Here is a 1,195-nt window from a genome sequence, read left to right as displayed (position 1 = left end):
GGGCCAGCCCCGCCAGCCCGCCTGCGGCGTGGATGGCCTCGATGGCCTCCCCCATCCCGGGCCACTCGGCGGGCACATAGCCCTTGTTGCCCCGGCTCAGGTACTTCTTGAACACCTTCTGCATATTGTCGGCCACCCCGCGCGCCACCAGCACCCGGGCAAAGTGGGCCCGGGTCACGGCGGCGTCACCGGCGAGCTGCTTGGCCTCTTCATAGGTGCCCGGGATGAGGCACTTCTCCAGACGACGCCCGATCTCCTCGGCGCGCGCCTCCCGGCGAGCCCGCTGCCCTGCCAGAAAGGCGAGCAACTGGGGATTTTTCTCGTCCACCCCGAGGGCCACGATGTGGATCTCGTGATGCTCCCACCCGGTGGAGATCTCCACCCCGCTCACCAGGCGCAGTGGCAACTGGTCGGCCGAGATGGTCTGGCGCACTTCTTCAAGCCCGTCGAGGGTATCGTGGTCAGTGACCGCTAACACCTCCACCCCTTTTTCGGCGGCGCGGCGCACCAGGTCGGCGGGGCTCAGCACCCCGTCCGAGGCGGTGGTGTGGCAATGAAGATCGAATCTCATCGGCGTGTTTCGCTCTTGTTTGGGACCTGCCTGGAAAAGGCCGGCAAAAAAGCGACTTGACTTGGCCGCGGCTTTATCGTTTTCTGTAGGCACTTCATTGCAAACATCTTTTTACAGGACTCAATCTCATGCAAGCGACTTCCATCCTGACCATCTGGTGGTGGCACACTCCCTGACATGCGGGCGTGTGGTCGTTGCTGTACCTGTAATCTGACAGCAAGTTAAGAACCCAAAGAAAAAGCCCGCTGACCCCAGCGGGCTTTTTTATTATCCGGCAAATGGACCTGTGATGAAACCGACAATTCAGAGAAGCACACTGACATGGCGATGGCGAACTCGCTGACGTGACCCGAACCCGACCCATTTTCAAGAGAGACAGCGCCATGACCATCGGTGACACACAACACATGCAAGGGAAGGCATTATGACAGGCAACAAGACCCGTTTGCCCCTGGGCGAATTCGATACCATCCGGCTCAATGCCCCCTATGTGACAGACCCCCTGGCACTCTATACCCGACTCTGCCAGGACAGACCCAACAACCTGCTGCTCGAATCGGTGGAGATCGACTCCAAGGCCGGTACCCAGAGCCTGCTGCTGGTGGACGCCTGCCTGCGCATCGA

Annotated in this window: 1 protein-coding gene and 1 pseudogene; one reads left to right on the top strand and one right to left on the bottom strand. The window is 60.8% G+C overall.

Features of this window, described 5'->3' with window-relative positions:
- Positions 1-571 (bottom strand): PHP domain-containing protein (locus AACR77_RS11180; RefSeq protein ID WP_042881486.1); only part of this gene is annotated, 571 nt, incomplete at its 3' end.
- 424 nt (positions 572-995) lie between these two features.
- On the opposite strand from AACR77_RS11180, the pseudogene AACR77_RS11175 reads away from it, so the two are divergent.
- Positions 996-1,195, top strand: a pseudogene (locus tag AACR77_RS11175) (anthranilate synthase component I); the annotation flags it as partial.

It is taken from the genome of Aeromonas sp. ZOR0002, assembly GCF_963866995.1.
Taxonomy (GTDB): domain Bacteria; phylum Pseudomonadota; class Gammaproteobacteria; order Enterobacterales; family Aeromonadaceae; genus Aeromonas; species Aeromonas caviae.
This window is presented reverse-complemented; position numbering and strand designations above follow the sequence as displayed.